This is a genomic window from Rhizobium mongolense USDA 1844, assembly GCF_000419765.1.
Lineage (GTDB): Bacteria > Pseudomonadota > Alphaproteobacteria > Rhizobiales > Rhizobiaceae > Rhizobium > Rhizobium mongolense.
The window spans coordinates 196,960-217,154 of record NZ_ATTQ01000006.1; the positions used below are offsets into that span (position 1 = coordinate 196,960).

The following is a 20,195-nucleotide window of genomic DNA, read 5'->3' on the forward strand; positions in this document are numbered from 1 at the left end:
GCCGACTCATCATGGAAAGCCGCTCACAGATCAGGCCGCGACGGACAACGTGGGAGCAGAACACCGGTTACACTGAAGGCTGCATAGAAAAGGGTCATTCACCGCGCCGACGCCCGATGGCAGCATCCCGGACCGAAGCCGGGATGGGGAGGAAGTTCAGTGGCCCGGACGCCCGGTCTTGCCCTTCGTCCGGCCCTTGCGCTTCTGATCCGCAGGGTCCTCGTAGGAGCCGGCGCCCGTCTTGCCGCGGACAAGGGGGCGGGGGTCGTCGCTGGATCCTCGGGTCAAGCCCGAAGATGACGGAGAGGATGGCGCGTCGGCGCGTTCGGGCTGGCCTTCTTGCAGCGGTGAGAAGGGCTTCGTGCTCTTCGCGGCATCCGGCTTTACCGGCAGCTTGCCGGTGACCGGTTTTTCGGTGCGGCCGACGGTCATTTCGTCGAGGGTATTTTTGCGGAAGAGGGGCTTCCTCGCGGGTTCGGCGACGTCGCGACCCATTTCATCCAGATCGGGCTTGCGGAAAAGCGGTATTGCGGTATCGGTGCCGGGTCCCATGTCGTCGAGGCTGGGTTTGGCGAAGGAGGAGGTTCCACGCCCGCCCTCTTGGTTCGAGACGGTCCTTTGAGCCTCCTCCCCATGAGGGCTCCTGCTGGCGCCGGTTGCGGCACGGCTTGCTCCACCCCCTTGCTGAGGCGCGGAGGTCGAAGACCGGAGCCTCGAAGGATCCTTGCGTCCGCCCTCCATCGCCCTCGACTCCTCGCGGGCCATCGGGTCGTCCATGACCGCCAGCTCGGCGGCCTTGAGGCGTTTGATTTCGTCGCGGAGGCGGGCGGCTTTTTCGAAATCGAGGTCGGCGGCAGCGTCGCGCATCTGTTTTTCCAGCGCGCTGAGATGAGCAGCCAAGTTGTTGCCGACGAGGTTGCCGCCGTCGGCAAAACCCTTGCCGGAGACGCCGGAGATGTCGGCGCGGACGTGGTCGCGTTCGTAGACCGAATCGAGGATATCGGAGATGCGGGCCTTCACCGATTCCGGGGTGATGCCGTGTTCCTCGTTGTAGGCCACCTGCTTTTCGCGGCGGCGGCTGGTTTCCTCCATGGCGCGCTTCATCGAGCCGGTGACGGTGTCGGCATAGAGGATGACCTTGCCGTCAACGTTGCGCGCGGCGCGGCCGATCGTCTGGATCAGCGAGGTTTCGGAGCGCAGGAAGCCCTCCTTGTCGGCGTCGAGGATGGCGACGAAGCCGCATTCGGGGATATCGAGGCCCTCGCGCAAAAGGTTGATGCCGACCAGCACGTCGAAGGCGCCGAGGCGCAGGTCGCGGATGATCTCGATGCGCTCAAGCGTGTCGATGTCGGAATGCATGTAGCGGACGCGCACGCCCTGCTCATGCAGGTATTCAGTGAGGTCCTCGGCCATGCGCTTGGTGAGCACGGTAACGAGGGTGCGGTAGCCCTTGGCGGCAGTCTCACGGATTTCGCCGAGCACGTCGTCGACCTGGGAGCGGGCGGAGCGGACTTCCACCGGTGGGTCGATGAGGCCGGTCGGGCGGATGACCTGTTCGGCGAAGACGCCGCCGGCCTGCTCCATCTCCCATCCGCCCGGCGTGGCGGAGACAGCGACGGTGTCCGGGCGCATCGCATCCCATTCCTCGAAGCGCAGCGGGCGGTTGTCCATGCAGGACGGCAGGCGGAAGCCGTATTCGGCGAGCGTCGCCTTGCGGCGGAAGTCGCCGCGGTACATGCCGCCGATCTGCGGCACGGTGACGTGGCTCTCGTCGATGAAGAGCAGGGCGTTGTCGGGGATGTATTCGAAGAGCGTGGGCGGCGGCTCGCCGGGGGCGCGGCCGGTCAGGTAACGCGAATAGTTCTCGATGCCGGCGCAGGAGCCGGTGGCCTCCAGCATCTCGATGTCGTAGCGGGTGCGCTGCTCCAGGCGCTGGGCCTCCAGCAGGCGGCCGGCCTTTTCCAACTCGGCGAGGCGGAGCCTCAGCTCCTCCTTGATCGCCTTGATGGCGCCGTTGAGGGTGGGGCGTGGTGTGACATAGTGCGAATTGGCGTAGATCTTGACCGATTTCAGGTCGCCGGTCTTCTGGCCGGTCAGCGGGTCGAACTCGGTGATGGCGTCGATCTCGTCGCCGAACATGCTTATGCGCCAGGCGGCATCTTCGAGGTGCGCCGGGAAGAGCTCGATCGTGTCGCCGCGGACGCGGAACGAGCCGCGCTGGAAATCCATGTCGCGGCGCTTGTATTGCTGGGCGACGAGATCGGCGAGCAGCTGGCGCTGGTCGAGGCGGTCGCCCACCGACATCTGGAAGGTCATGGCGGTGTAGGTCTCGACCGAGCCGATACCGTAGATGCAGGAGACGGAGGCGACGATGATGCAGTCGTCGCGTTCCAGCAGCGAGCGCGTCGCCGAGTGGCGCATGCGGTCGATCTGCTCGTTGATCGAGGATTCCTTCTCGATATAGGTGTCGGAGCGCGGGACGTAGGCTTCCGGCTGGTAGTAGTCGTAGTAGGAGACGAAATATTCGACGGCGTTGTCCGGGAAGAAATTCTTGAACTCGGAATAGAGCTGGGCGGCGAGCGTCTTGTTCGGCGCCAGGATGACGGCGGGGCGCTGCGTCGCCTCGATTACCTTGGCCATGGTGAATGTCTTGCCCGAGCCGGTGACGCCGAGCAACACCTGCGAGCGATCGCCGTTTAGCAGGCCCTCGACGAGGTCCTTGATGGCGGCCGGCTGGTCGCCGGCGGGCTGGTAGTCCGAAGCCATGCGGATAGTGATTCCGCCTTCGGATTTCTCCGGCCGGGCCGGGCGGTGCGGCGTCCAGATCTTGCCGTTCTTGTGCAGCGGATTGCCGGACTCGATGAGCGCCGAAAGCGCCTCGACCGTGGCCGTGACGGCGGTGCCGGCCGAAAGCTGCGAGGCCTCCTCCAGCGTCGTATCCATGCCGGAGACCGGATTGAGGCCGGCGGCGGCGCGAGTCTTCGGATCGGTCGAGCCGCCCATCGAGGTGCCGCGCGCAGATTTCGAGGCGGCGATCTCCACCTTCTTGCGGTGCTTGCCGGCCTTGGAGGCTATCTCGCGCTGCGTCTCGACGCTCGACGCCTCGGCATCGGCCTCGAGTTGCTTCACCCAGTCGGCGACGGAGCCCTCCAATGGAGCGCCTTCAAAGGACGACTGCGGGGCTTCCTCGAAGCCGTTCGGGGCGGGGGATTTCTTCGTCGATTTGGCCATGCGCGGAATATGGAGAGAGTCAGCGCTAAAGGGAAGAGGCAAAGAGTACAAAAGGGAAACGAATGAATTGTTCGGATTTGGTGAATAGTGCCGATCAATTTTTTCCGGGCCATTTTTTTCCGGCCGTTGTCGGCGCGCACGGCTGCGCCACGTCCTTGCGTTGTAACGGGGGCATGTAACGGGCCTCCGGGGCGCCACGAAGGAGAGCAGATATGAGAAAGATCATCACCGGTGCATTTGTCAGTCTCGACGGCGTCATGCAGGCCCCGGGCGGCCCGGACGAAGATCCCGTCGGGGGCTTCAAGTACGGCGGCTGGGTTGCCCCTTATTTCGACGAGGCGATGGGAAAGTCCGTGGGCGAGATGTTCGCCCGGCCGTTCGATCTTCTGCTCGGACGCAAGACCTACGATATTTTCGCCGCGCATTGGCCCTATGTCGCTGCCGACGACCCGATCGGCCCGCTGTTCGACCGCATCACCAAATATGTCGCGACCCGCAATCCAGACTTCAAGCTCAACTGGCAGAACAGCCAGGTGCTCGGCGCCGACGTGGTCGGCGCACTCACGACGCTGAAAAGCGGGGAGGGGCCGGATTTGCTGACTCAGGGCTCGACCGACCTTCTGCAGACCCTGTTCAGAAACGACCTGATCGATGAAATCAATGTTTTCTTCTTTCCGGTCGTGCTCGGGAAGGGCAAGAAATTGTTCGGCGACGGTACCTTTGCGGGCGCCCTGAAACTCGTCGGATCGAAGGTCTCCGGATCCGGTGTCATGATCAACAAATACGTCCGCGACGGCGACGTCGTCACCGGCTCATTCGAATTCGAACAGCCGACCGCGGCGGAGCTTGAGCGGCGCAGGAACCTGAGCTGAGGCGAACGGGCGCGGCCGGCCAGGCCGGTGCTTTGTGGCGGTCAAACTGTCGCAGGCGCGGAACAAGGGCAGGAGTGCTGCCATTGTCCGGCGTTGCCATCCGGCAACCCCGGTTCCGGGCCAACCTCTCTTCGACGGCACCGGGACATTGCCCGCCTCGCCGCCGCTTTCGGACGGAGGAAGCATAATGTCCGCATTGGAAAGCCTGCGGGCGCTCAGCCAGCAGCAGCGCAACACCGTCATTGCCAGCTATCTCGGCTGGACGCTCGATGCCTTCGATTTCTTCATTCTCGTGTTCGTTCTCAAGCATATCGCCGAGGAGTTCCACACCGACGTCCCGGCTGTTTCGGTGGCGATCTTCCTGACGCTTGCGATGCGGGTGGTGGGGGCGCTGATTTTCGGGCTTGCGGCCGACAGGTTCGGGCGGCGCGTGACGCTGATGGCCGACGTGCTGCTCTATTCGCTGTTCGAATTCCTGACCGGATTCTCGACGGGCCTGACCATGTTCCTCGTGCTGCGCGCATTCTACGGCATCGCCATGGGCGGGGAATGGGGCGTCGGCGCCTCGCTGGTGATGGAGACCGTGCCGGAGGAGAGCCGCGGCATCGTCTCCGGCATCCTGCAGGCGGGCTATCCCTCCGGCTATCTCGTCGCCTCGATCGTCTTCTTCCTGCTCTTCCCGGTGATCGGTTGGCGCGGCATGTTCTTCGTCGGCGCGCTGCCGGCGCTTCTCGTGCTCTATATCCGCCGCAATGTCGCCGAAAGCCCGGTCTTCCTGAAGCGGCAGGCGCAGGGACGGCGGCCGTTCCTCACCATCCTCACGAAAAACATTCCGCTGTTCGTCTGGTCGGTACTGCTGATGACGGCATTCAACTTTTTGAGCCACGGCACGCAGGACATCTACCCGACCTTCCTGGAAACGCAGCGCAACTACGACAGCTACACGACGGGCGCGATCGCCATCGTCTACAATATCGGCGCGATCTGCGGCGGGCTGTTCTTCGGCCAGCTATCCCAGCGGATCGGACGGAAGCGGGCGATCGTCATCGCCGCGCTGCTTGCCGTGGCCGTTGCGCCGATCTGGGTCCATGCGCCGGGGCCGGTGCTGCTCGCCGTCGGCGCCTTCGTGATGCAGTTCTTCGTGCAGGGCGCCTGGGGCATCGTGCCGGTGCATCTCAACGAGCTGTCGCCCGACGAGGTGCGCGGCACCTTCCCCGGTTTCGCCTACCAGCTCGGCAACCTGCTTGCCTCCGGCAATGCCACGATGCAGGCGGAGCTCGCGGCGCGCTGGAACGGCGACTATGCGACGGCGCTGCTGATCGTCGCCAGCACGGTGGCGGTAGCCGTGGCACTTCTTTCCGGCTTCGGTTACGAGAAGAAGGACGTGCGTTTCGGCACGGAGGAGGCCGAAACGCCGCAGGGCGTTTTGCACAGCTGAACGGCGAGGACCTGGCGCGATGTGCGCCGGGTTCCTCATCGTCTTGCCACAGGCCCTTCTTAACCGCCCGACGCTAATGTTTTTCGCCCGGGAGGTCAGGTACTGCGTCCCGCCGCGAGGGTTTGATGGCTTCCACCGACAATTTCGCTTTTCTGCTGCCGGTCATGATGCTGACGTTCGGCTGCACGTTCCTGCTCGTCGCCCGGTTCGGATCGCGCGAAGCGCACCACGGCACGGCCGAAAATCTGGTCATTGTCTTCTCCTTCAAGCAGGCATGCCAATCCATATCTCACGGCGATTTGGAATATATCGATCGCAACCTGTTAGTGTATTATGATGTATTGTTGGGTGGCTTGCGATGGGACGGGTTTTTGCGCCACAGGACCGCAGTATTTTAATCGGGCGAACTTGCTCGCCAGGTATCAATCCTATGTAATCAACGCATGCTTTCAGTTGGTTTCAGTTGTATCCGCTTGGACTGTGAGGATTGTGTGCGATGACGTTCGAGTGGCGGAAAATGACGCACAAGGAGGGACATTCCATGCTTTACGCCATCCTGGCCTATCACGAAGAGAAAGTGGTCGAATCCTGGACCAAAGAGGAGGATGCAGCGCTGATGAGCGAACTGCTCCAGGTCAATGATCGCCTCGTCGAGGAGAAGCATTTGGGACCGGCTGCGCGGCTTGGCCCGACGGGGCGCGCCGTGACCTTGCGGGGGACGGGTGCCGGCATGATCACCGACGGCCCCTTTGCTGAAACCAAGGAGCAATTGCTCGGCTTCTACGTCGTGGATTATCCAACGCTTGAGGCAGCCGTCGCCGCAGCGCGCGACCTGCGCCGTGCCAATCCCTCCGCAGTCTATGAAATCCGGCCGATCTCGCTTTATCTCCCTGGTGCGCCACTGGCATCGCGGGACGAAGGTTAGCGCCCGAGCTGTCGGCGGTGGCATTCGCACCGCTATACCGGCGTCTTCGGTGGGGAAGGGCTGCGGCATGTCGCCATGGCCCCTTGAGCCCTGGCCATTTGGAGATACAAGCTGGCGCCAGTTTTCTCCCATCGGATTCGCCCATGTATTTTTCGCTAAGCCCCGCCGCCATCTGGCCTGTCGTCATGCTTTTCGCCTCCAACATCTTCATGACCTTTGCCTGGTATGGGCACCTGAAGCACAAGGGCAGTGCGATCGCCCTTGCCATCGTCGCGAGTTGGGGGATTGCCTTCTTCGAATACTGCCTGGCGGTGCCAGCGAACCGTATCGGCTCGGCGGTCTATACGACGGCGCAGTTGAAGACGATGCAGGAGGTGATCACGCTGATGGTCTTCTCCGGTTTTTCGGTTTTCTGGCTTGGCGAGAACCTGACCTGGAATCACGCCATCGGCTTTGCGCTGATCGCCGTCGGCGCCTCCTTCATCTTCCGCGCATGAACGCTACCTTTCTAATGGATTACAAATAGTCCATGTCGGGAAATTTACCGAATTGCTGACGCATTTGGCTCGGAGGCTGTCACCATTCAGTGATCGGGAGGTGACCGGTCATGAGCCTCTCTTTCCAGACGATGGCGGCGATCCGGTTTGGCTATGGATTCCGACCGGGCGAGGCGCCGCCGCAGAACAAGGACCAGCTGTTTGGTCAGGTGAAGGACGCCGCGCTTCGCGCGCCGTCCTTTCCGGCCGGCGGCATCGATGGACGCCATCAGCAGATTGTCGATCTGCAGGAGCGGCTCCGGGAGCTGCGCCAGAGCGGCAGCGACGATGAGTTGCGCCGAAAAAGGCGCAAAGCGATCCAGAAGCAGGTGCAGCAGGGGTTCCAGCGCGACGCCAACGCGCGGCTGATGCAGGCCGTGCTTTCGCCGAACGGATTCTACGAGCGGCTTGCGACCTTCTGGACCAATCATTTCTCGACGAGAGCGAACAAAAGCCTGCCGATGCGGATGATCGTGCCACTTTACGAGGCGGAGGCGATCCGGCCCAATATCGGCGGATCGTTCCGCGACCTGCTGCGGGTCGCGACGGAGCATCCGGCGATGCTCATCTATCTCGATCAGGCGCAATCGCAGGGGCCGGAATCGGCCCGCGGCATGAAGCAGAAGAAGGGTCTCAACGAGAACCTCGGCCGCGAACTGCTGGAACTGCATACGCTGGGTGCGGGAAGTGGCTACACGCAGGCCGACGTGCGCGCCGCGGCGATGGTGCTGACCGGGCTGACAATCGATCGCAAGGAGATGGATGTGGCTTTCCGTCCCGGCATTTCGGAGCCCGGCAGACATACGGTTCTCGGTGTCAGCTATGGCGGCGCGAAACGGTCGCGGAAAGACTATCTGGCCCTGCTCGACGATCTCGCTGTCCACCCGAAGACGGCGCAGCATATCAGCCGCAAGCTCGCCGCTCACTTCGTCTCCGATCAGCCGCCGCAGGAGATGGTGACGGCGATTCGGATGGACGGCGACCTGACGGCCGTTTATGGCGCAATGCTCGACCATCCCGCAGCGCGGCGCGACGAGGGCGCGAAGGCGCGCCAGCCGTTCGACTATGTAGTGACGGGCTTGAGGGCGCTGAACGCCGGCAGCGGCAACGGTATTGCTGGCGACTTCATGAAGGCCGATCAGGAAGACGACGACGATGTGATGGCCCCGCCGAAGGACATGGCGGGACAGGACAATGCCATGGGCGGCGATACGGGCGCAATGGCGCCCGATCCTGTCAATGAAGTCCGATGCCCACGGAGGTATGCCTATTGCCTTCGCTCATGCCTGTGCTTGTCACCGGCATCCAGCCCGCCCCGGCATTGAGCGCAGGGAGGCTCTCGTTGCGCCGACAAAGGAAGGCGGACTTCAATTTCTGTTCTGGGGCAGCGCCGCATTACTCGAAGTCGTGCGCCCTTTCGGTGGGGAGCGCCGGTTCTCCAAAAGGCGCAACAGCAAGTTCCGTTTTCTCTTGCGCTGGACAAGATCAATATCACTGACGAGCTTTGCGCCGCCCTCGCGCCGCTCCAATGTGATCTTGCGGCTATGGAAGGCTTCCAGCTCAGCTCGATGTGCTACGCTTATGATGGTGACCTTCGGCAATTCATAAATCAGCATCTCCATCATCTTGTCCTGACTCTTCTCATCGAGTGCTGACGTTGCTTCATCCAACACGATGATATCGGGAGTGTGTAGCAGGAGACGCGCAAACGCGAGCCGCTGCTTTTCGCCACCCGACAACGTCTGGTCCCATGGCGCGTCGTCCTCGATCTTGTCGTTCAGATAATCGAGTCCCACCTTCTCGAGGGCCGCCTTGATCTCATCCAGCGTCCAGCTATCGGCGGCGCGGGGATAGGCGACGGCACGGCGAAGCGTCCCGGAAGGGATATAAGGCCGTTGTGGTAACATGAACAGTCGTCTTTCGGCGTGGAAATTGACGCTGCCGTCACCCCACGGCCAAAGACCTGCGATGGCCCGCACCAGCGTGCTCTTGCCTGAACCGGATTCTCCGGCTACGAGCACCCGCTCGCCTGGTTCGATCGCGACCTGGGTTTCCTTGACCACGGCGGTGCCGTCGTCAAGCGACACGGAGAGATCGTTTAGGCTGAGCATCGTATCGCCTTCAGTTTCACCGCGCTTGATGCGTCCCAAGGCGTTGCTCTGTTCCGCGCGCTCGAGCCCGTCGAGCGACATCATCAGCGAAGCGATGCGGCGTGCACAGGCGTTCCAATCGGCGAGACGGGGGTAGTTGTCGACCAACCATCCGAACGCGCTTTGAACGATGGCGAAGGCAGAGGCAGCCTGCATGACCTGTCCAAGGGTCATGCTGCCTTCGAGAAACTTTGGAGCGCAAAGCAAAACCGGCACGACTGGCGCAAACAAGCTCGACCCCTGCGACACAAGCGCTGTGCGCATGTGTTGGCGCGCAAGGAGCGCCCATTGCCTGAGCACCTTGGCGAACGTCTTCTCGACGTCGTTACGCTCCTCCTCTTCACCGCCGAGCAATGCGATACTCTCGCCGTTTTCCCGTACATGCGTCAGCGTGTAGCGAAATTCGGCTTCCGCTTGATTTTTGACCTCGGAGACGTGGACGAAATGGCGGCCGATGACCGCCATCGAGCTCGATGTGATCGCGGCGTAGAGGACCGCGGTAATGACGAGGAAGGCAGGAACAGTGACGGTCGAACCTGCGATTGTCAGACTGAGGGCTCCGCCAATCGTCCAAAGCACCACGATGAAGGTCGAGGCCGACAGAAATGCGGAAATGACACCCGCGATAAAATCGACGGGTGATTCTGTGGCAATCCGCAAATCTTCCGCGACGCGCGCTTCGGGGTTTTTGTGGTCGCCGCCAATGAGATTCAACTGATAGTAACGGCCGTTTGCGAGCCAGCGCGCGATGACTGCGGTAGTGAGCCAGCAACGCCAGCGACGCTGAATCGCCATACGAAGAGAGACTTGTACAACGACAAGGACGATGGTTCCGAGCACCAGTGGCAGGAATACGGCGCTCAGAAAATATACGGTGCGGGCATTGTGTTGCTCTATGGCGTCAAAAATTGCGCGATTCCAGACATTGATTCCATATTGGAAGCCGACATTGATGCCGATAAGGGTCAATAGCCCGATTGAGCACGGCCAAGCGAGCCTGTCGCCGCCGCGGCCCCAGTAACCGCGTGCGCTGATCCAGAAACGCGTTAACAAATACCTCTTGCGCGCCTGCTCGGCCTCCTCAAGCGTCAACTCTGTATCGGGTTCGATTCCATTTGGGGGCGGCGCGATCTCGACAGTCGATGCCTTCTCTTGGCGCGACTTCTCGGCACCGTGCGAGTTGGTGCCGTCGACCGATTTCGGATTGAATTTTGCGTCGGTCATAAGCACGACAACGGCTTAAAATTCAAAAGGTTTCATGATGCAGTGTCGAACATGGCATCGGAGGGCTTGTCGAGAAAATGATGCAGTCGCCGCTCGAACTCACAAGGTTCCGGGACACCAAGCCACATTGCGCGATTTCCAAGTCGGCATGCGTGTATGCTGAAATGACTGGAGTTCTCCCCGGCTTGAGCGTTAACTGTTGTTCTGACGGAGGAGGTAAACCATGGCCATGTATCTCACGCGCTTCAGCTACACGCCCGAGACATGGGCGCGCATGATCGAGTGCCCCGAAGATCGCCGGGAGGCGGCACGTACGTACATTGAATCCGTGGGCGGAAAGCTCCATGGGTTCTGGTACGCCTTTGGCGAACATGATGGTTGGAATCTGTGGGAGGCACCTGATAACGTATCGATGGCGGCTGTCGCGCTTGCTATCGGCGCAGGAGGCGCGCTCAGCTCTATTGAGACCACGGTCCTCCTCAGCGTCGAGGATACGATCGAAGCCTTGGAGAAGGCGAAGTCGATTCGGTATCGTCCACCAGCAGCGTAGGCGGCGGCTCAATGCTTCCCATCCCTGTTGATGACGAGTGCTTCGCGCGTATCTCGTCCCCGGCACAAGCTCTCTTCGAAGTGTGCCGGAGGCAAGCGGCGCAACCCGGGAGTTAACGCTCTTCAATCTCGCCATCAATAGCAAGCTCCGTGCATGCGACCTCGTCAGACTGAGAGTCGAACACCTATGGTCGGGAAGTTCGGCTTCCATTCGTTCGAAGGAACGGCGGCGGCTATCTGTTTCCGAGCCGCCCCAAGACATCGCAGCACCTTTCGACCAGACAGTACGCTCGGATTGTCCATCGATGGGTTGCCTGCATCGGCCTCGACACCAGCGGCTACGGCACGCACTCCATGAGGAGGACTAAGGCCGCGCAGATTTACAGGAAGACGGGCAACCTTCGTGCGGTTCAAAGCGGCGGTTCCGCGTCCAAGCCGCGACGACGCAGAGGACGATATAGGCGAGGTTGCGGATGAGATATTCCCGGCCGAGCGCATGGACATAGGTCTGGCCCTTGAGCCAGGTATCGCCGAGGTCCACGGCATAGGTCAGCGCCAGCATGCCGAAGAACCATATGCGCCGGAGATGAAATAGTCCTCGTAGTCGCCATACTCCTCGATCGAGGTCGGGAAGAGCAGGACGCTAAGGAAATAGAACAGGCAGCAGAAGCTGATGAGGAAGAGGTAAACGCCGAAGGTGATGACGACCAGCGAGCCAAGGCGATACTCCCACCACCAGAAATGGATGATGAAGAGGAACATCGACGCGACCCAGCCGAGATGGACGTGGTAGACGCGGTGTTTCTTAGGCGACTGGACGATGCCGGCGAGACCCGTGAGCAGGCGGGTGAGGCTGAGGCCGATGATCATTGCCATTATGGCGCGGATATAAACGAAGACCTCCGGTGTCGCCGCCGCCTGCATGACGTCACTCCTCGGGGACTGCCTTCGGCGCGCCGTTTTCGTCGAGCGCCACCATGATGAAGGTGCCGGCCGTGACCTTTTCCATCTTGTTGTAGCGCGAACGGTGCGCCCAGGCCTCGACGCAGAGGGTGATCGAGGTGCGGCCGACGCGGTCGATGTCGGTAAAGACCGAAAGTGTGTCGCCGATTTTCACCGGCAACTGGAAGGCCATTTCCTTGACCGCGGCGGTGACCACGCGGCCTCTGGCGCGTTCGGCGGCGCGGATGCCGCTTGCCAGATCCATCTGTGCCATGACCCATCCGCCGAAGATATCACCTGCGGGGTTGGCGTCGCCAGGCATGGCAAGCGTGCGGAGCGTCAATTCGCCTTTCGGCTTCGGGGTCTCGGTCATGGTCCTCCTTCGCGATATTTGCGGTTTCGATTACGCCCGCACGGTAATGCAAAGCGCAAGCGAAATGAACATGCAAACGGCCGGCGTTTGCGCGCTAGGGGCCGCCGGTACTGAATAAATCTCTCTAATATAAAATCCTAAGATAATTCAGTTTGTTGCAACGGGAGCCCGATCGCCGGCATCCGCCCCTTCCGTTACGTTATGTCGCCTCACTCTAATATTAGTTCACCGTCCAGTAATGGATCCCCCTCATCATTCAAGGATCGATTCTGCATGGGAATGCCGGGGGAATTCATGCGTAACATCAAGATATCAACGCGTCTCTATTGTCTCGTCGGCCTGACGCTGGCGATCTTTGTGGCGACGATGGTTTTCTTTCTGAACTATTCTTATTCCGAACTGGAAATGGAAAGAAAATCCGGTCTTGCGCAGATGGACGCGACGGCGGTCAACATCCTGCAGAAATACTACAAGATGGAACAGGCCGGCACGCTGACACGCGATGAGGCGCAAACGGCGGCGAAAGACGTGATCGCTGCCATGCGCTACGGCGGCAGCGGCTACTTCTGGATCAACGACATGCACCCGGTGATGGTTATGCACCCGATCAAGCCGGAGCTGAACGGCACCGACCTTTCGCAGAACAAGGACCCGGCCGGCAAATTCCTTTTCATGGAATTCGTCAATGTCGTGAAGGCTCATGGCGAGGGTTTTGTTGACTACTATTGGCCGAAGCCGGGTGCTGAACAGCCAGTCCTGAAATACTCGCACGTCGCTGGCTTCGAGCCCTGGGGCTGGATCGTCGGCACCGGCGTCTATTCCGACGACCTTGCAGCGCTCTACTGGCAGAATGCGATCTGGACGGCGATCCTTTGCGCGATCGGGGCGGCGATCATCGTTTCCGTTGCCTATGCGATCGTCAAGAGCGTTACCGCACCTGTCGCACGGATCGGCGCGGCGATGCATGAGATCGCAGGCGAAAACGGGGCGGTCGAAGTCTCCGACAGCGATCGGCGTGACGAGATCGGCCACATGGCAAAGGCCCTGCTGGTATTGCGCGACTCGATGCTCGACCGCAGCAAGATGCGCGCCCGTGAAGACGAGCGCCAGCGCGAGATCGACGGCGAACGCCGCGGCAATGAAGAGAGCCTGCGTGCCGCAGCCGAGCGCCAGAACCACGCGATGCAGACGCTGGGCACCGGCCTCGAGAAGCTTGCGGCCGGCGATCTCACGGTCACGATCGGCGATCTCGGCGAGGACTATTCAAAGCTGCGCTCCGACTTCAATGCCGCCGTCGGCGCGCTCAACGACGTCATCCAGGCGATCGCCGAATCGAGCAATGTCGTGAACGACAACGCATCGGGTATCAGCGAGGCTACCAACAATCTGTCGAAGCGCACCGAGCAGCAGGCTGCTGCGCTCGAAGAGACCGCAGCCGCACTCGATGAGATAACCGCAACGGTGCGGACCGCGTCCGAACGGGCGACCGAAGCCCGCGAGATGGTCGCCGAGACCAAGGCGAGTGCTGGAAAATCCGGCGAGATCGTGCGGAATGCCGTAAGCGCAATGAGCCGGATTGAGGACTCCTCCAACCGGATCGGCCAGATCATCGGCGTGATTGACGAGATCGCCTTCCAGACCAACCTTCTGGCGCTGAATGCCGGTGTCGAGGCCGCACGCGCGGGCGAGGCCGGCCGGGGCTTTGCGGTCGTGGCGCAAGAGGTTCGCGAACTCGCGCAACGTTCGGCAAATGCCGCCAAGGAGATCAAGACGCTGATCAGCAACTCGGCGGTTGAAGTCGAATCCGGCGTGGCGCTGGTGCGCTCGACGGGCGATGCTCTGGTCGAGATCGAGACGCTGGTGAACAAGGTCAACGACCACGTGAATACAATTGCCACCGCGGCGCGCGAGCAGGCAACGGGCCTCCACGAGATCAACACCTCGGTAAACCACATGGATCAGATGACCCAGCAGAACGCTGCCATGGTGGAGGAGACGACGGCGGCGAGCCAGACGCTTGCCGAAGAGAGCAGCCAGCTTCGGACGCTTCTCGCCAAGTTCCGCCTCGGTTCGCGCACGTCCCAGCATTACGCACGGCACGCAGCTTGATCAGCGGTGGAGCCGGGCTCGCCCGGCTCCGCTCCAAGGGGTAAGCTTTCATTCATCGTTTCTAGCTAAATTCGAGTCAAATTCTTCAATGCAAGCAGGGCTGCGGGGGCGATGGAGAGTATTGTGTCTACCTCCCTTTTCCGACGCGTCGCGCTGCCGGTCCTGATATCCACCAGCCTTGCGACCTGTTCCATCAGCGATGGTATGATACCGCCGGCAAGCGTCGACCGGGGCACGAAGGTGAGTTCGATCTCGCCTATGCCGGGGCAAGGCGCGATGCGCATGGCGCCCGCCGACGCGCAGCCGTCTTATCCTGTTTCCAACGCACCGGTTTCAAACACGGAAGGCTCGATCGATTATCTCGACACGCCGAACCTTGCAGGCGCTGGGCATTCTGCGCGCGCGGGCAGCCAGCCGATGCCGAAGAAGCTGCCGATGATCGACAGCGATGAGGGGCTGGCGCAAGGGCAGGGGCAGCCGCAGAACTGGGGTGGCACCCAGCAGCTTGCAGTGCCTTCCGGGGGCGTCAACATGGATGCGGAGCTTGGCGCGGAACCCGTCGTCGGGCTGGCGCAGGAACAGCAGATGCAGATCGCCGAAGGAAATTCGGCTGAACCTGTGGTCGACGGGATCGGCACCGACAATCCGACGCAATTGAACCGGACGGCAATGCCGCGGCCCGCCGCGCAGGCCGAGATGAGCCGTGCCCCCGTGTGGAACGATGGCAGTTCGGTGATCGAGCCGTCGCGCGTTCCGGAAGAGGACGAGAGCCAGGAAGTGGCGATGCTCAGGCCGAACGACCCGATGATGAGCCGGCCGATCGCCCCGGACCCGAACGTGATGCCGGCCTCCGAGCTTGCCTGCCGCCGTGAGCTGAAGCGCATGGGCGTGATCTTCACCGATAAGCCGGCGATCAACGACGGCCCGTCCTGCCAGGTGCCTTATCCGGTCTCGCTGCAGGGGCTCTCCGGCAATATCGGCGTGAGGCCTGCGGTGACGCTGAACTGCCAGGTGACACTTGCCTTCGCCAAATGGGTGAAGAACGAACTCGCGCCATCGGCCCGCTTTCGCTACTGGTCTGGTGTCAAGACGATCCAGCCGCTCGGCGGCTATTCCTGCCGACGCATGAACAACAGCCGCCAGAGATACAATCCGATGTCCGAACACGCACGCGGCAACGCGATCGACGTCGGCAAGTTCGTGCTGAAGAACGGCCACCAGATCGACGTGCGCAGGAAGGGCCTCTTCTCCTTCCGCGAGGGCAGGCTACTCAAGGCCGTGCGCTCCGACAGCTGCCGGTATTTCAACACCGTGCTCGGCCCCGGCAGCAACCCGGAGCACTGGAACCATTTTCACTTCGACCTCAGATCCCGCAAAGGCGGCAGGGTTTATTGCAGTTAAGCCTGGTGAGGGACCGGTCGGGCGCGGGCAGCTTGGCGCCAAGAGCCAAGCGGACCGCTCGCATTGGCAATGCCAACTCAAGCGTAACCTCAGATCGGAATCGCGAAGATCGTCGACGCGATCCGATCCCGACAGCTGCTCGATCCTGAGTGCTACTCATTGATCTCCGGCTCGACGAGGCGTGCCAGGTTTCGCAGCGACTCCTGCCATCCGAGGTAACAAGCCTCAGGTGGAATAACGTCGGGCACACCTGCCTGCGTTATCTCCAGCTCTGTCCCGACCGAAACTTTCTTCAAGGTCACAGTGACTTCCATTTCGCCAGGCAGGTTGGGGTCGTCGAATTTGTCCGTGTAGCGCAGGCGTTCGCCTGGGGCGAGCTCGACATATTCGCCACCAAACGCGTGGCTTCTGCCCGTTGTAAAGTTCCGGAAGGACATTTTGAACTTTCCCCCGACTGTCGGTTCAAAGTCATGCACAGTGCAGGTAAAGCCGTTAGGGGGAAGCCACTTGGCGAGCGCATCCGCTTCGAGAAACGCGCGATAGACCTTCTCCGGACTGGTTGCCAGGACGCGATGCAAGCGTATGGTGTTCGGCATGGTCGTGATCCTTTTGAATTGATGGAATTGACGATCCTAAGGACGAACGAGGTTTTGCCAACCCGACACCGGATCGATCTGTTATTGAGGTAAAAAATTACTCAGACCTCACGCTATACGGAATCAGATGGGCGAGGTTAGGTTTGGTCCAGCAGGAAAAGCCCTAGAGCCGCGCCGGGTTTGCAGTTTAGCTGCGGCTGCTTTTTTCAAAAGGAAGGATGACATGACCGTCAAACGCATTGTCGCGAACATCGCGGTTTCCGATATAGAAGCCGCCAAGGCGTTCTATCAGGGCATCCTCGGCATGGATGTCATCATGGATCATGGATGGATCGTAACTTATGCGGCGGATGCGAGCGCGAGGCCGCAGGTCAGCTTTGCGACCGAAGGCGGCTCCGGGACGCCGGTGCCTGACCTCTCTATCGAAGTCGACAATCTCGATGAGGTCTATCAGCGGGTCATCCGCGAAGGTATCGCGGTGGAATATGGTCCGGCGAGCGAGCCTTGGGGGGTGCGGCGTTTTTACGTGCGCGATCCTTTCGGCCGCCTGGTGAATATCCTGAGGCACGTGTAATTTCACTGCATTGCAGGAATCGGATGCTTTTCCAGCGGAAGAAAAGAAAGCCGGCTCAGGAGCCGGCTCAAGCTGGGCCGGCCGGGCAGGGGAACGCGAGGCCGGATTCTTAGGAGTTCGTGACTGGCAATGACTGCTTACTATACGCGAGGCAGCGAAAACCGGACGTAACGAGCGCCCTGGAAACGGTTCCGCAAAGGGATGGGCGGCGGCGCGGAAGCCGTTGCTTGCCTCGACACTTCTTATCTGCGAAGAAGATCACCGCTTGATGACAAATAAAACCTGCGGCTGATTTTCTTTTCCGTAATCCGGCCTGCTTCGAAGGGGGGGAGATAGCGTGCCGGCTGTTTCTGAGCTTGCCCTCTTTGCACTGATGCTGGCGGCTGCGGGCGCGGTTGCGGGCCTGCTTGCCGGTCTCTTCGGCATCGGCGGCGGCGCGATCCTCGTTCCGGTCTTTTATCAGGTGTTCGGATGGCTCGATGTGCCGGAGGCGGTGCGCATGCACCTCTCGGTCGGCACCTCGCTTGCGATTATCGTCCCGACGTCGCTCAGGTCCTATATGGCGCATCGCAGTCACGGGGCGGTCGACCAGAAGCTCCTGAGCGGCTGGATCATCGCCGTGCCGCTCGGCGCAATCATCGCGGCGGTGATTGCCTCTGAAGCGTCGAGCGTGACCTTGCGGTTCATCTTTGCAGCCATCGCACTGCTCGTCGCCTTCCGCATGATGTTCAACCGCGCGAGCTGGCGGCTCGGCAGCGATCTGCCGGGTAATCCATTCAAGTTCCTGGTCGGGACGGGCATCGGAATTCTTTCCGGCCTGATGGGGATTGGCGGCGGCGTGCTCAACAATACCTTCATGACGCTCTATTCGCGGCCGATGCACCAGGCGGTGGCGACGTCCGCGGGCGTTGGCGTGCTGATCTCGCTGCCCGGATTGTTCGGCTATGTCTGGGCCGGTTGGGGTGTATCGGGCCCGCCGCCGTTTTCGACCGGCTTCATCAACTGGATCGCCGTGGCGTTCATCATTCCGCTGACGATGTATATTGCGCCGATCGGCGCGCGGCTTGCCCACCGGATGAGCAAGCGTCAATTGGAGATCGGCTTCGGCATCTTCCTGATCGTAACTGCTGCGCGGTTCCTCATCAGCATCTACGGATAAAGAGGCTTTCGCTGAATAGTCTGTTCAGCGCCGGCAGGATGTCAAAGTGTAACAAAGGGGCTATATAGCGGACGAAAAACGAGGAAATACTCAAGAAATCCGCAATGGCACCCATCATTTCCATCCGAAATCTCAAAAAAAGCTACGCCAACGGGTTCGAGGCGCTGAAAGGCATCGATCTTGATGTCGAGAAGGGAGAGATCCTTGCCCTGCTCGGGCCGAACGGCGCGGGCAAGACGACGATGATTTCGATCGTCTGCGGCATCGTCAATCCGAGCAGCGGCCAAGTGCTGGTCGCCGGTCACGATGTCGTCAAGGATTTCCGCGCGACGCGAACGATGATCGGGCTGGTGCCGCAGGAACTGACGACGGATCAGTTCGAGACCGTCTGGAATACGGTGAGCTTTTCGCGCGGGCTGCACGGCAAGAAGCCGAACCCGGCGCACATCGAGAAGGTGTTGCGCGACCTTTCGCTGTGGAACAAGAAGGACAATATGCTGCGGGAGCTTTCTGGCGGCATGAAGCGGCGCGTGCTGATCGCCAAGGCGCTTAGTCACGAGCCGGAGATCCTCTTCCTCGACGAGCCGACGGCAGGCGTCGACGTGACGCTGCGCAAGGATATGTGGCGCGTCGTGGAAAGGCTGCGCGAGTCCGGCGTTACCATCATCCTGACGACGCATTACATCGAAGAGGCCGAAGAGATCGCCGACCGCGTCGGCGTGATCAACGGCGGCAAACTGCTGCTGGTCGAGGACAAGACCGCGCTGATGACGAAGCTCGGCCGCAAGCAGCTGATCCTCGAGCTTGCCGAACCGCTGGACGAGCTGCCCGACTGTTTCTCCGGAAACGGCCTGTCGCTGGAACCCGACGGAAACCGGCTGATCTACGATTTCGATGCGCATAGCGAGCAGGAGAGCATCGCGGCGCTCCTCACCCGGCTTGCGGCGCAGAACATCCACTTCAAGGATCTTTCGACGCGGCAGAGTTCGCTCGAGGATATCTTCGTGGCGCTCGTGGGAGGCACGAAATGAACTTCGAAGCCATCAAGTCGATCTATTTCTTCGAAATGGCGCGCACGCGCCGCACGCTGCTGCAGAGTGTCTTTTCGCCGGTGATTTCCACCTCGCTCTATTTCATCGTCTTCGGCGCGGCGATCGGCTCGCGCATCCAAGAGGTGGAGGGCGTTTCCTACGGCGCCTTCATCACGCCGGGGCTCATCATGCTGACGCTGCTCGGGCAATGCATCGGCAACGGTTCCTTCGGCATCTATTTTCCGAAATTCACCGGCACGATCTACGAGGTGCTGTCGGCGCCGGTTGCGATGACGGAGATCCTGCTCGGCTATGTGGGAGCTGCGGCCACCAAGGGGCTGCTGATCGGGCTCATTATCCTTCTGACGGCCAATGCCTTCGTGGAGGTCAGGATCGAGCATCCCTTCATGATGATCCTGTTCTTCCTGCTGACGGCGGTCACTTTCAGCCTGTTCGGCTTCATGATCGGCATATGGGCAGGCAACTTCGAGCAATTGAACCTGATCCCGATGCTCGTGGTGCCGCCGCTGACCTTCCTCGGCGGCAGCTTCTATTCGATCAACATGCTGCCGCCCTTCTGGCAGGCCGTCAGCCACTTCAATCCGGTGCTCTATCTGGTGAGTGGTTTCCGTTGGAGCTTCTACGGCATCGCCGACGTCAATCCGCTGCTCAGCCTTGGGATGATCGCCATGTTCCTGGCGATCTGCCTTGCGACACTTGGCTGGATTTTCAAGACGGGATACCGGCTGCGGAACTGAGTGCCTGCGCCGGGCGGATGATATTGACGGCGACGTCGCCTTCGATACGCCACGCTCTAGGTCACGCCTGCCATGCTCACGGGCTACGACCACGACCTCGCCCTGCGAGGGTAAATTTTGTCAGTTCACATCGTTGGCCGGCGGCGAGCAGGACCAGGAGACAGACATTGAACGCTTCGCCATCGCCCGCTGCGGCGGAAGCTTCCGTCGCAGCATCATCGATTTGCGCTTGGCTTTCGACCGATTTACCGAAGCGTGCGCGGCTGATGCCGGTAAACGCCGGCGTGCCGCCGGTCTTGGCGCTGTTCGACATGATCGGCGTCCTTT

At 61.1% G+C, this 20,195-nt stretch carries 17 protein-coding genes and 3 pseudogenes; 14 read left to right on the forward strand and 6 right to left on the reverse strand.

Going from position 1 to position 20,195, the window contains the following annotated elements; all coding sequences use genetic code 11:
* Nucleotides 1-156: 156 nt before the first annotated feature.
* Nucleotides 157-3,231, reverse strand: a complete 3,075-nt coding sequence (gene uvrB, locus A3C3_RS0113320) for an excinuclease ABC subunit UvrB (RefSeq protein ID WP_022715105.1) — start codon at nucleotides 3,229-3,231, stop codon at nucleotides 157-159.
* Nucleotides 3,232-3,443: 212 nt separating this feature from the next.
* Between uvrB and A3C3_RS0113325 the strand changes: the two genes are divergently transcribed.
* The 6 genes and pseudogenes from A3C3_RS0113325 to A3C3_RS38320 form a co-directional block, all read left to right on the forward strand.
* Nucleotides 3,444-4,103, forward strand: coding sequence for a dihydrofolate reductase family protein (locus A3C3_RS0113325; RefSeq protein ID WP_022715106.1), 660 nt, complete (start codon nucleotides 3,444-3,446; stop codon nucleotides 4,101-4,103).
* A 187-nt stretch (nucleotides 4,104-4,290) separates the two neighbouring features.
* Nucleotides 4,291-5,541, forward strand: a complete 1,251-nt coding sequence (locus A3C3_RS0113330; RefSeq protein WP_022715107.1) for an MFS transporter — start codon at nucleotides 4,291-4,293, stop codon at nucleotides 5,539-5,541.
* Between the two features lie 125 nt (nucleotides 5,542-5,666).
* Nucleotides 5,667-5,939, forward strand: a complete 273-nt coding sequence (locus tag A3C3_RS0113335) for a hypothetical protein (RefSeq protein WP_022715108.1) — start codon at nucleotides 5,667-5,669, stop codon at nucleotides 5,937-5,939.
* A 143-nt stretch (nucleotides 5,940-6,082) separates the two neighbouring features.
* Nucleotides 6,083-6,466, forward strand: a complete 384-nt coding sequence (locus tag A3C3_RS0113340) for a YciI family protein (RefSeq protein WP_028739616.1) — start codon at nucleotides 6,083-6,085, stop codon at nucleotides 6,464-6,466.
* A 143-nt stretch (nucleotides 6,467-6,609) separates the two neighbouring features.
* A complete protein-coding gene (locus A3C3_RS0113345; protein ID WP_022715110.1) occupies nucleotides 6,610-6,963 on the forward strand; it encodes a DMT family protein in 354 nt (117 codons plus the stop codon).
* Between the two features lie 110 nt (nucleotides 6,964-7,073).
* A pseudogene (locus A3C3_RS38320) lies at nucleotides 7,074-8,273 on the forward strand (DUF1800 domain-containing protein); the annotation flags it as partial.
* Between the two features lie 96 nt (nucleotides 8,274-8,369).
* Here the strand turns inward: A3C3_RS38320 and A3C3_RS0113355 are convergent.
* Nucleotides 8,370-10,376 (reverse strand): ABC transporter ATP-binding protein/permease, encoded by a 2,007-nt coding sequence (locus tag A3C3_RS0113355; protein ID WP_022715112.1) that lies wholly within the window; start codon nucleotides 10,374-10,376, stop codon nucleotides 8,370-8,372.
* A gap of 223 nt (nucleotides 10,377-10,599) precedes the next feature.
* On the opposite strand from A3C3_RS0113355, the gene A3C3_RS0113360 reads away from it, so the two are divergent.
* Nucleotides 10,600-10,926, forward strand: coding sequence for a GYD domain-containing protein (locus tag A3C3_RS0113360; RefSeq protein ID WP_022715113.1), 327 nt, complete (start codon nucleotides 10,600-10,602; stop codon nucleotides 10,924-10,926).
* A gap of 70 nt (nucleotides 10,927-10,996) precedes the next feature.
* A pseudogene (locus A3C3_RS48575) lies at nucleotides 10,997-11,339 on the forward strand (site-specific integrase); the annotation flags it as partial.
* Here the strand turns inward: A3C3_RS48575 and A3C3_RS41460 are convergent.
* Nucleotides 11,338-11,849 (reverse strand): annotated as a pseudogene (locus A3C3_RS41460) (hypothetical protein); the annotation flags it as partial. The pseudogenes A3C3_RS48575 and A3C3_RS41460 overlap by 2 nt on opposite strands.
* Before the next feature lie 4 nt (nucleotides 11,850-11,853).
* Nucleotides 11,854-12,240: an acyl-CoA thioesterase gene (locus tag A3C3_RS0113370; protein ID WP_022715114.1), complete on the reverse strand. Its 387-nt coding sequence runs from the start codon at nucleotides 12,238-12,240 to the stop codon at nucleotides 11,854-11,856.
* A gap of 294 nt (nucleotides 12,241-12,534) precedes the next feature.
* On the opposite strand from A3C3_RS0113370, the gene A3C3_RS38330 reads away from it, so the two are divergent.
* On the forward strand, nucleotides 12,535-14,349 hold the full coding sequence (locus tag A3C3_RS38330; protein WP_033419674.1) for a methyl-accepting chemotaxis protein: 1,815 nt from the start codon (nucleotides 12,535-12,537) through the stop codon (nucleotides 14,347-14,349).
* A 204-nt stretch (nucleotides 14,350-14,553) separates the two neighbouring features.
* Nucleotides 14,554-15,750 (forward strand): extensin-like domain-containing protein, encoded by a 1,197-nt coding sequence (locus A3C3_RS0113385; RefSeq protein ID WP_376774899.1) that lies wholly within the window; start codon nucleotides 14,554-14,556, stop codon nucleotides 15,748-15,750.
* Nucleotides 15,751-15,902: 152 nt separating this feature from the next.
* On the opposite strand, the gene A3C3_RS0113390 is transcribed toward A3C3_RS0113385, so the two are convergent.
* A complete protein-coding gene (locus A3C3_RS0113390; RefSeq protein ID WP_022715118.1) occupies nucleotides 15,903-16,346 on the reverse strand; it encodes an SRPBCC family protein in 444 nt (147 codons plus the stop codon).
* Nucleotides 16,347-16,569: 223 nt separating this feature from the next.
* On the opposite strand from A3C3_RS0113390, the gene A3C3_RS0113395 reads away from it, so the two are divergent.
* The 4 genes from A3C3_RS0113395 to A3C3_RS0113410 all read left to right on the forward strand — a co-directional run bounded on the left by A3C3_RS0113395 (nucleotide 16,570) and on the right by A3C3_RS0113410 (nucleotide 19,868).
* Nucleotides 16,570-16,920: a VOC family protein gene (locus A3C3_RS0113395; protein WP_022715119.1), complete on the forward strand. Its 351-nt coding sequence runs from the start codon at nucleotides 16,570-16,572 to the stop codon at nucleotides 16,918-16,920.
* Nucleotides 16,921-17,257: 337 nt separating this feature from the next.
* Complete coding sequence (locus A3C3_RS0113400) at nucleotides 17,258-18,079, forward strand: sulfite exporter TauE/SafE family protein (RefSeq protein ID WP_022715120.1); 822 nt, start codon at nucleotides 17,258-17,260, stop codon at nucleotides 18,077-18,079.
* A 104-nt stretch (nucleotides 18,080-18,183) separates the two neighbouring features.
* On the forward strand, nucleotides 18,184-19,110 hold the full coding sequence (locus tag A3C3_RS0113405; RefSeq protein WP_022715121.1) for an ABC transporter ATP-binding protein: 927 nt from the start codon (nucleotides 18,184-18,186) through the stop codon (nucleotides 19,108-19,110).
* Complete coding sequence (locus A3C3_RS0113410) at nucleotides 19,107-19,868, forward strand: ABC transporter permease (RefSeq protein ID WP_022715122.1); 762 nt, start codon at nucleotides 19,107-19,109, stop codon at nucleotides 19,866-19,868. The genes A3C3_RS0113405 and A3C3_RS0113410 overlap by 4 nt, the downstream gene beginning before the upstream one ends.
* A gap of 76 nt (nucleotides 19,869-19,944) precedes the next feature.
* Here the strand turns inward: A3C3_RS0113410 and A3C3_RS41465 are convergent, their stop codons facing one another.
* Nucleotides 19,945-20,181: a hypothetical protein gene (locus A3C3_RS41465; RefSeq protein ID WP_145611823.1), complete on the reverse strand. Its 237-nt coding sequence runs from the start codon at nucleotides 20,179-20,181 to the stop codon at nucleotides 19,945-19,947.
* Between the last annotated feature and the right edge of the window lie 14 nt (nucleotides 20,182-20,195).